The 9,231-nt window shown below is 70.3% G+C and carries 8 protein-coding genes; 4 read left to right on the top strand and 4 right to left on the bottom strand.

What is annotated here, in order from left to right:
• Positions 1-346 precede the first annotated feature (346 nt).
• Positions 347-664, bottom strand: a complete 318-nt coding sequence (locus AB0395_RS40605; RefSeq protein WP_366291166.1) for a hypothetical protein — start codon at positions 662-664, stop codon at positions 347-349.
• A 495-nt stretch (positions 665-1,159) separates the two neighbouring features.
• Between AB0395_RS40605 and AB0395_RS40600 the strand changes: the two genes are divergently transcribed.
• From AB0395_RS40600 to AB0395_RS40590, 3 genes are all read left to right on the top strand, one after another.
• The gene (locus tag AB0395_RS40600; RefSeq protein ID WP_366291163.1) at positions 1,160-1,723 is read left to right on the top strand and encodes a winged helix-turn-helix domain-containing protein; all 564 of its coding nucleotides are present in this window, start codon (positions 1,160-1,162) and stop codon (positions 1,721-1,723) included.
• Positions 1,720-2,853 carry a retropepsin-like aspartic protease gene (locus AB0395_RS40595; protein ID WP_366291161.1) on the top strand — a complete coding sequence of 378 codons (1,134 nt, stop codon included), beginning with the start codon at positions 1,720-1,722 and terminating at the stop codon, positions 2,851-2,853. The genes AB0395_RS40600 and AB0395_RS40595 overlap by 4 nt, the downstream gene beginning before the upstream one ends.
• Positions 2,854-3,334: 481 nt before the next feature.
• Positions 3,335-4,003, top strand: a complete 669-nt coding sequence (locus tag AB0395_RS40590) for a hypothetical protein (protein ID WP_366291158.1) — start codon at positions 3,335-3,337, stop codon at positions 4,001-4,003.
• A gap of 151 nt (positions 4,004-4,154) precedes the next feature.
• Here AB0395_RS40590 and AB0395_RS40585 read toward each other — a convergent pair whose 3' ends face one another.
• Positions 4,155-4,655, bottom strand: coding sequence for a PH domain-containing protein (locus AB0395_RS40585; RefSeq protein WP_366291155.1), 501 nt, complete (start codon positions 4,653-4,655; stop codon positions 4,155-4,157).
• Positions 4,656-4,688: 33 nt separating this feature from the next.
• Positions 4,689-5,513, bottom strand: coding sequence for a biotin--[acetyl-CoA-carboxylase] ligase (locus AB0395_RS40580; protein WP_366291152.1), 825 nt, complete (start codon positions 5,511-5,513; stop codon positions 4,689-4,691).
• A 120-nt stretch (positions 5,514-5,633) separates the two neighbouring features.
• Here AB0395_RS40580 and fdhD point away from each other — a divergent pair, with 120 nt between their 5' ends.
• Positions 5,634-6,524, top strand: coding sequence for a formate dehydrogenase accessory sulfurtransferase FdhD (gene fdhD / locus AB0395_RS40575; protein WP_366291149.1), 891 nt, complete (start codon positions 5,634-5,636; stop codon positions 6,522-6,524).
• Positions 6,525-6,587: 63 nt separating this feature from the next.
• On the opposite strand, the gene AB0395_RS40570 is transcribed toward fdhD, so the two are convergent.
• The gene (locus tag AB0395_RS40570) at positions 6,588-9,227 is read right to left on the bottom strand and encodes a phosphoenolpyruvate carboxylase (RefSeq protein WP_366291147.1); all 2,640 of its coding nucleotides are present in this window, start codon (positions 9,225-9,227) and stop codon (positions 6,588-6,590) included.
• Between the last annotated feature and the right edge of the window lie 4 nt (positions 9,228-9,231).

Raw genomic sequence — 9,231 nt, 5'->3', positions numbered from 1 at the left:
GGGCAGGGCAGAGCCTGCCCCGACGGCGCGCGACGCACCGGCAAGATCATAAAACCTGAAGATCACCACACCGGAAGTCTCTACAGTTCGAGGGTTGAGAGAGCGGGGAAGAAGGCCCATATCTGGTCATCCCATCCCGCTGCCCCGCTGTCACGGGGGCGAATGCTCGAGTCGTAACCAGGGCCGGGCAGGAGGCTGGGAGTGGGCGGGGCCCGGTCAAGAATCTCAGAGGCCGACGTCGCTCATGACGTCGTCGTTCCATTGGAGACCCCTTTGGAAAACGGTTAAGCCCGGGCCCTTGGCCCGGGTCCCGGGCTCACTTCCGTGCAGGGCCGTTGAGGCTGCCCTAGCTCTTGGGGGTGGTGTCTTGGGCTCCGAGCCGGTCGAGCAGGTTGACCACGTCAGGCAGCGTTGTGATCGCCTTGTTTTCGGTGAGGTGCCTGAACAGCTCGCGGAATTCGGCGTGCTCGAACGTGGGGATAAGGAAGCGGATCTCGATGTGAGGGCCGGGCTTCTCCGGGCCGAATTCGTAGGCGACCACGGTGAGCACCCATTTGGTGCCGCCCTTGTGGCTGCATTCGATGTCGATGAGGCCCCGTTCGAACTCGCTGCGGTCGTGCCAGTCGTTGGTGCCGTCGTAGATCGTGCAGGGGGTCAGCAGCAATGGAACGGCCAGTGGCGTTAGCGAGGCGTCGGGGCGCGGCTTACCGCCGCTCGCCGTTCCGATCCGGGTGGAGCGTCGGATAGGCGGGGATCTCGTAATGGTTTGATCGCTGTGGGTGATCTGCCTCTCGGTTGGCCCTACTTTGCGGGCATGCCGGTGGAGTTCTTGACGGATGATGAGGCCATGTAGGCCGACCCCGGCGACCACCTACATCAAAACGGTCAGTGACGATAAGACGGGCCCGCCGGCTCCTTAACGTCACTGGCTGTTCGGTTGCTGCTCAAGCCCCGCGACCACCTGGTCCAGCATGGCGGTGGCCACCTCCTCCCTGCTGGGCCGCCGGATTAGGGACGCTGAAGTTCTCGAAGTCGGCGAACAGCGACAGCGCGACACTGGAGCGCGCACGTCAGCGACCTAGAACTCACCCACTGCTTGACAGCACATCACCACCTACGTACATTTTTCCGTAATTACGGAAAAATGGAATGGGGTCACGTGGAGAATCGTCTGGCGGCGCTGGAACGGCGGATAGACCGGCTGGAGGAACAGCAGACAAAGGCACCAGCCTCCGGACGTCAAGTTACGGCGTCGTCCTCGCTGGAGCTGGTGCGGCACTTCCGGGAACGGGCCGTGGAGGGCCACCCGCCCGGCGAGACGGCCGGCACGGTGGCGTACGCCGGGGCGGCGTTCCTCGGCGGCCACGAATACGTGTGGGTCGGCGAGCACCCGGTCGCCGAGCTGATGGCGACCGACTGGACGGCCGCCGCCGGGACCCTGGAGTCAATGGGCAGCCCGCCCCGGCTGGCGCTGCTCGCGGCGCTCGTCGGCGGGCCCCGCAGCCGGGCCGAGTTGCAGGAGGCGCTGGGCGGCGAGAGCTCGACCGGCCACCTGTACCACCACCTGCGCGAGCTGCAGCGGGCCGGACTGATCACGCAGCGGCGGCGGGGCGCGTACGAGGTCGTCGCGCGGGCTGTCATCCCGCTGCTCGCCATCCTCGCCGCCGCGCTCGACGTCAGCCCGGCCACGCTCGCGGACGAGCCGGGACAGGAGCCGGCATGACGCCGTCACGACCCCCCGGGGCGCGGCGGGCATGGATGTCGGGGGATGTCGAGGAGGCCGCGCGACTGGCGGCCGAGGCAGGGGACGAGCACCTGCTGGTTCTGGCCGACCTGGTACGCGGCCGGTTCGAGCGGGCGCTGGCCCGCTACGAGTCCCTCGCGGGCGGGCTCCGGCTCCGCGCGCTCGACGAGCCGGTGGCGCACGCCTGGCTGCACCTGGACCAGGTGGACCGGGCCTGCGAGCACTTACGCCGCCGGCGCCGCCGCATCCCGCCCGATCTGGCGCTGCGGCGCGACCACCCGATGCTGGTGAAGGCGGCCGAGCCCGTCCGGCTCCCGTTCGGCGACCACCCCCTGGCCGCGTACCTGCCCGCCGTCGAAGGCACGCTGAACGGCCACCAGACCCTGCTCCACCTGGACACCGGGGGCACGTTCCTGGTGATGGGCACCGGGCGGGCGGCGGCGATGGGCATCGAGACCGTGCCGAACGGGCGCCGCTTCCACGGCGTCACCCGTACACCGGTCCGCGCCGGCATCGCCCGCGAGCTGGCCCTCGGCGGCGCGATGCTGACGAACGTACCCGTGGACGTCGTCCCCACCCTGACCGGCCCCCAAGATCTCGTGATCATGGGCACCTGCCTGCTGCGGCGTTTCCTGCCCACCATCGACACCCCGGCCGGCCACCTGCTCCTCGCCCCGCGCGGGCACCGCTCCCCGCCCGACGGCACCCGCGTGCCCTTCTACCTGTGGGGCGACCACTTCATGTTCACTAGGGGCGGTTACGGCCACCACCGCGGCCTGACCTTCTTCGTCGACTCGGGCCTGGTCCATGTGCTGGAGGACGAGGACGGCACGACCCGGCAGGCGGCCGTGCTGGCCACCAGATCCCAGTACCGCTCGTGGGGAATCCCACGAGCCGACCTCGCCGCCACCCACCTGAAGGCGGCCCATCCCCTGCGGCTGGGGGCGCTGGAGCAGCCGGGGCACCTCATGTCCGTCACTCCCGGCAGGACCGCGCCCTGGTCCCGGTTCGGCGGCGTCACGATCGACGGGGTGCTCACGCAGGCGTTCCTCGCCGAGTACGCCTGGACGCTGGACTTCGACCGGCACGAGTACACGTTCCGATCCTGAGCCTCAGCGCTGGACGAACTCGCCGACCAGGACGACCTGGATCGGGTGATCGCGGCCGTGCTCAGCAAACGGCGCATCGCCCAGCTCGGCCCGCCGCTCGGGGCGCGCACCATCGGAGGAAATGTAACTCCCAGGGGCGTCAAGACCCGGGTCCTCCACGTCGGCGTCTGACCAGGTCAGCGCAGTAAAGCCTCTGTAGGAGCCAATCCGGCCCCATGCCGGGCACCGTCATCCACAGCCGAAACCTCGGCTTCCGCTCCCACCGCCTGACGTGCGCTCTCCGGCAGACGCGGCCCGTTTCCGCCGTATCCCGGTGGCACCCCCCTCACATTCCACCGCGACACTTGGACGACCTTCATCAGCGACATCAAACAAGGCGGCTTCGACGATCTCGCACTCCGGTGACGTCGCGAGATTACAAGTCGGTGGCGGCGCCGGTGTTTTGCGAGCGATCACCTGTGAAACAGGAGGGCGTGAAAGAATGATCTTCATGTCCGTCGAGCAAAGACTCCGCACGTCTACAGAGATTCACGGCTATCTGGTCGAACAGCTCAACCAGGCGCTGCGGAGGCCGGGCATGTACGGCGGTGAGACGGCAGTCAGGCTCGTGATCGAGCACCTGTCGTACGCCGAGCGCGCCGAGGACGTGCTGGCGGCGAACCATGAGGCGATGGAGTCTCGCGGCTCTTTTACCGGTAGCGGTGTGTCGGGGGCATTCGCTCGGCTGATTCCCGGCTCCTACGAATGCGGCATGGCCTCGGTCTACGCGGAGTTCGCCCGTGAACGGGGATGGTTGCAGACGCAGCGGCTCCTGGGCCACGACGAGTACGTCGCGATGGTCGGCGAGGTCATGACGTGGCTGGAGCAGGACCGGATGCTTTCAGATGTTCTGGGCGCTTTTGGTGAGCCTTCCATCACCTTCGGGGGCTCCAATCCGTTCTACGGCAAGACTTTCGGCTATGCGACCGGCACGTCATGCGATCCGATGATCTTCTTCCACCTCTGGAACGGGGCTGATCCGGAAACCGGTGCGCCGTGGCCCGCATATGACGAGCCGATCCTTCTCGCAGTGCGCCGTGGACCAGGCCGCTTCGACCGGAGCTTCACCTTCACTCCCAAGGGCGGTCGGCTCCGGCTCACCCTTGGGTGACGGCAACGACTCAGGCGGCCAGGCCGAGGTCCAGGCGGACGTTCATATCGAGCCGGAAGCGTGTGGAGGCGGTGGCAGCGACACCCCGACCGCACCGCCCCCGATCACCCCAACGGCCTCCCCTGGGCGGTTCCGCGGGGAGGCCGGGGTCTCATGGCTCCTCGTCCAGGGCCTCGTCGACGGCGCGGAACAGCTCGGCCCGCACCTCCTGGATGCTCGGGATGTCGCGCAGCGTGACGTGGCCCTGCTCGCCCGCCGACTCGACGTTGAGCGTGCCGCTGCCGAACATCCGCTCGACCAGGGTCTGGTCTGCGCTGACCGTGTTGACCTTGCTCATCGGGATGTCCTCGTTGGACTTGTTCAGCACCCCCTTGCTGATGCTGAGCCGGTGCGAGGTGAGCACGTAGGTGGTGTTCTTCCACTGCAGGTACGGCGCGAACGACCACACGGTCAGCAGTCCTACGGAGATCACCGCCACGGCGATGCGCGCGTAGCCGTCGTACTCGAAGGCGGGCATGAAGAAGATCGCGGCACCCGATCCGAGGATGATGAGAACCAGTGCGATGAACGGAATGACGAGGCGCTTCCAGTGGGGGTGGAACGTGCGAATGCGCAGTTCCCCCTCCGCCAGGTGGTGATCAGCGAGACCCATGGGGCAAATCGTGGCATGCCCGGGCACCCCGCGTCACGAAACGTGCGGACGAACGTGCACGACGTCGCCCGCGCTCAGCGCGTGCTCGCGCCCCTTCGACTCGACGAGCAGGTGACCGGACCCGTCGATGCCGGTGGCCAGGCCGGTGAGCACCCGCTCGCCCGGCAGCTCGACCCGGATCTCCTGGCCGACCGTCGCGCTGATCCCCAGGTAGGCGGCCCGCAGCCCGCACGCGTCGGCGTCGCCGTCCGCCTCCGACCACTCCCGGTAGTGGGTCTCGATCTCCCGCAGCACCGCCCTGATGAGCGGATCGCGGTCGACGCAAGCGGCCTCCTCGATGACAAGCGAGGTCGCGGTCGCCACAGGCAGTTCGTCGGCGCGGACGCTCACGTTGAGCCCGACGCCCACGACCACCGCGCTGTCCACCCGCTCGGCGAGCACCCCGGCGAGCTTGCGCTCCCCGATCAGCAGGTCGTTCGGCCATTTCAGCCGGGCGTCGACCTCGGCGAGCTTGCGCACGGCCGACGCGGTGGCCAGGCCGACGAGCAGTGGCAGCCAGCCCTGCTTGGCGGGGGACGGCTCGGGGCGCAGGAGCACCGAGAAAGTCAGCCCCGAACGGGGCGGGGCGCTCCAGGTACGGCCGAGCCTGCCGCGACCGGCGAACTGCGCCTCGGCGACGAGCACGGCTCCCTGCCTGGCACCATCGCGTGCGGCCTGGGTGAGGTCGGCGTTGGTCGAGCCGGTCCTGCCCACGACGGTGATGTCCGACCACAGGCCGCCGGGGCGGACCAGGGCACGGGTGAGCGCCGCCTGGGACAGCGGCGGGCGGTCGAGATCGGTGAAGGGCGAGTCGAGCACTTATCCATCTTCCCGCCCCAGGCGACCGCCTGTTACCGAATTACGGCAATGAGCAGGGAATACTGGGAAGGCAGCGGGGGCGGGGACGTCCGAGGGGGTCCGGAGCGCCAAGATGGGGGCATGAGCAGAGGTCCCGACCCGCACGACCTGGCAGACGCCCTCCTTCCCGGGGTCGCCAGACGCCCGGGCCCGAGCACCAGGACCCGGGTCAGGGAGGTGGCGGGTGGGGTCGCGAGGGACAGGCGCGACGACCTGGCGACCGAGGAGCCGCTGGAGATCAGGGTTCAGGCGGGCGAGGCGCGCCGTACGGTCGCGATCACCATGCGGACCCCGGGCGCGGACTTCGAGCTCGCGGCCGGGTTCCTGCACGGCGAGGGGCTGGCCTCCGCGGGGGAGATCGTCTCCATCGCCTACTGCACCGACGAGGACGTGGCTCCGGAGGCGCGCTACAACACGGTGACCGTACGGCTGCGCGGCCCGCTGCCCGACCTGCCCTCCCTTGAGCGGCACTTCGTGACCTCCAGCGCCTGTGGCGTCTGCGGCACCGCCAGCCTCGACGCCCTGCGGGACCGGTGCGCCCCGCTGCCCCCGGGTGACGGCCTGCGGGTCTCCCCCGACCTCCTGTACGGCCTGCCGCACCGCCTCAGGCAGGCCCAGGGTGTCTTCGGCAAGACGGGCGGGCTGCACGCCGCCGGGCTGTTCACCCCGGATGGCGGGCTGGTGGCGCTCCGCGAGGATGTGGGCCGGCACAACGCGCTGGACAAGCTGGTCGGCTGGGCTCTGATGAACGGGCTGCCGCCACTGGGCGGGCACATCCTGGTGGTCAGCGGGCGCAGCAGCTACGAGATCATGCAGAAGGCCCTGGGCGCCGGGATCGCGATCGTCTGCGCGGTCTCTGCGCCGTCCTCCCTGGCCGTCGACCTGGCCAGGGAGTTCGGGATGACACTGGTCGGCTTCCTGCGCGAGGAGCGCTTCAACATCTATTCCGGCGCGGAGCGGGTCACCGCCTGAGCTGCGGCCCCTGCGCCGGACGGCGGCCCGGCCGGACGGGTATCCAGCCGGGCGCCGGGACGGTCAGCCGGTGTTCTGCAGGCCTGCGGCGACGCCGTTGACCGACAGCAACAGCAGCGTGGACAACCGCTCGCGCTCCTCCTCCGACAGGGCGTCGTCGGAGCGCAGCGCGGACAGGGCGCGCAGCTGCAGGTGCGAAAGCGCGTCCACGTACGGGTCCCGCAGCTGCACCGCGCGCGAGAGCACCCTGCGGTTCTCCAGCAGGCGGCTGTGGCCGGTGATCTCCAGGGCCAGGCGGCGGGTGCGGTCGTACTCCCCGAGCACCTGCTCGACGAAGTCGTCCCGCCCGCCCAGCGCGAGGTAGCGGGTCGCGATGTCCCTGTCGGTCTTGGCCAGCGACATCTCCACGTTGTCCAGCAGCGAGGCGAACAGCGGCCACTCGCGGTAGGCGGCGCGCAGTTCGTCGATGCCCGACTCGGAGATCACCGCCTCCAGGCCACTGCCCAGGCCGTACCAGCCGGGCAGGTTGACCCGGGTCTGCGCCCAGGCGAACACCCACGGGATGGCCCGCAGGTCGTCCAGGGACCGGGGGGCGCCGAGGCCACGCCTGGCGGGGCGGGAGCCGAGACGCAGCGAGCCGATCTCCTCAAGCGGGCTGACCAGGGAGAACCACTCGGGGAAGCCGGGCGCCTCGGTCAGCGACCGGTAGGCCTTCTCCGAGGCGGAGGCCACCTGCTGGGCGACGCCGCGGAAGCGGCCCGCGGCCTCGGCCGTACGGGCCTCGATCGTCGGGGTCGAGGCCAGCAGGACCGCGGAGGTGACCTGTTCCATGTGACGGCGGGCGATGGCGGCGTGGCCGTACCGGGCGAAGATGACCTCGCCCTGCTCGGTGACCTTGAACCTGCCGCCGACCGAGCCGGGGGCCTGGGCGAGCACGGCCCGGTTCGCGGGGCCGCCGCCCCGGCCCAGCGCGCCGCCCCGGCCGTGGAACAGCGTCAGCGACACGTCGTGCTCGGCGGCCCAGGCGGTCAGCGCCTCCTGCGCCTCGTACAGCTTCAGCGTCGCGGCGGCGGGGCCGAGTTCCTTGGCCGAGTCGGAGTAGCCGAGCATGACCTCCAGGCGGCGGCCGTTGGCCGCGAGCCTGTCCTGGATGCCGGGGATGGCCAGCATTCCGGTCAGCACGGCCGGGGCGTTCGCCAGGTCCGCGCCGGACTCGAACAGCGGGACCACGTCGAGCCTGGGGGCCCGGTCGCCGAGCGCGTGCCCGGCCAGCGTGTAGACCGCGGCGATGTCGTCGGCGGAACGGGTGAAGGAGACGACGTAGCGGGAGCAGGCGGTGGTGCCGAACCGTTCCTGGATCCAGCCGATCGTCCTGATGGTCGCCAGGACCTCGTCGGTGCGCTCGGAGGTCCGGCCCGCGGCCAGCTCGGCCAGCGCCTCGGCGTGGACCTGCGAGTGCTGGCGCACCTCCAGCTCGGCGAGGTGGAAGCCGAACGTCTCCACCTGCCAGAGGAGGTGCTGCAGCTCGCCGTACGCCTGCCGGGGCGCCTTCGCGGCGACCAGCGACTCCTGGGCGATCCGCAGGTCGGCCAGCAGTTCCTCCGGCGAGCGGTAGGCCAGGTCGAGGCCGCGCTGCCTGGTCGCCCCGATCCTGGCGGCGACGAACAGCAGCCACTGCCGGTGCGGCTCCTGCGGCGAGCGGGTCGACATCTCCGAGACCAGCTCGGGGTGGTCGTTCTCCGCCGCGGCGAGCGCCGCCCGCAGGCGCGGCGACGCCGGGGCGTAGGAGGCGGTCATCGTGAGGGACCTGCCGATCCTGAGCGCGGCGTTCTCCAGCGCGATCAGCACGTGCTCCGACTGGATCAGCAGGGCGTCCCTGGTCACCTTGGCGGTGACGTTGGGGTTGCCGTCGCGGTCGCCGCCGATCCAGCTCCCGTAGCGGATGAAGGCGCGGGCCAGCGGCTCACGGGTGCCCGTGCCCTCGCCGAGTGCGGCGTCCAGCGAGCGGTAGACCAGCGGGATGACCCGGAACAGGGTCTCGTCGAAGGCCGCCATGGCGGTGCGCACCTCGTCGAGCGGGTCGAGCTTGGTCGCCCTGAGCTGCGCGGTCCGCCACAGGAGGTCGATCTCCTCCAGCAGCCGCCGCCGGGTCTCGGCCCGCTCGGCCGCTCCTCGTTCCGGGCTGTTGTAGGCGGCGAGCCTGCCGCTGATCCGCTGGATCGCGGTGACCACCGCGCGCCTGCGGGCCTCGGTCGGGTGCGCGGTCAGCACCGGGTGCAGCCGCAGCCCCTCGACAAGCTCGGCGACGCGCTCGCCGCCCAACTCCTGAACGGCCTGCGCGATGGACTCCGGGAGCGGCTCCTCGCCGGTGTCGCGGACACGGAGGGTGCGGATCCTGAAGTGCTCCTCGGCGAGGTTCGCCAGATGGAAGTAGCAGGTGAACGCGCGGGCGATCAGCACCGCCCTGTCGACCGGCCACTCCGCGACCATCGCGGTGATCTCGTCGCCGGAGACCTTCCCACGACGGGCCGCGATGACGGCCTTGCGAAGCCGTTCGACGTCGGCGAGCAGGTCGTCGCCGCCGTGCTCGGCGATCACCTGCCCCAAAAGCCCACCGAGCAGCCGCACATCCGCGCGCAGCTCATCGGGCATCTCAGTGACAGCGGATGAACGTTCTGCCTGGGTGTTCGCGATAGCGGACATATTC

It is taken from the genome of Streptosporangium sp. NPDC051023, assembly GCF_040689595.1.
Taxonomy (GTDB): Bacteria; Actinomycetota; Actinomycetes; order Streptosporangiales; family Streptosporangiaceae; genus Streptosporangium.
This window is presented reverse-complemented; position numbering and strand designations above follow the sequence as displayed.

Bases quoted from the DNA above. Each gene is read 5' to 3' on its own strand.
- AB0395_RS40595 (WP_366291161.1), top strand. From the start codon at position 1,720: ATGACGCCGTCACGACCCCCCGGGGCGCGGCGGGCATGGATGTCGGGG.
- fdhD (WP_366291149.1), top strand. From the start codon at position 5,634: ATGAGCAGAGGTCCCGACCCGCACGACCTGGCAGACGCCCTCCTTCCC.
- AB0395_RS40590 (WP_366291158.1), top strand. From the start codon at position 3,335: ATGATCTTCATGTCCGTCGAGCAAAGACTCCGCACGTCTACAGAGATT.
- AB0395_RS40570 (WP_366291147.1), bottom strand. From the start codon at position 9,227: ATGTCCGCTATCGCGAACACCCAGGCAGAACGTTCATCCGCTGTCACT.
- AB0395_RS40585 (WP_366291155.1), bottom strand. From the start codon at position 4,655: ATGGGTCTCGCTGATCACCACCTGGCGGAGGGGGAACTGCGCATTCGC.